We start from the raw sequence: 289 nt of genomic DNA on the forward strand, positions 1-289 counted from the left end.
GCTCCCTTTCTCATTTCGCAGTGCTACAATACGGACGACACAAAGAAGACCGACAGCAGCGTTGTAGCTCCCTTTCTCATTTCGCAGTGCTACAATTAAATCGAACCGTCAACCGATACAACCTCTGTTGTAGCTCCCTTTCTCATTTCGCAGTGCTACAATGCTGCGGCGGCTCGGGCGTTGGCTGCGCTTCGTTGTAGCTCCCTTTCTCATTTCGCAGTGCTACAATCGTTATCGCCGCTTGGAAAGTGGATAGCAAGTTGTAGCTCCCTTTCTCATTTCGCAGTGC

Source organism: Neisseria sp. HMSC078C12, from assembly GCF_001838065.1.
Taxonomy (GTDB): domain Bacteria; phylum Pseudomonadota; class Gammaproteobacteria; order Burkholderiales; family Neisseriaceae; genus Neisseria.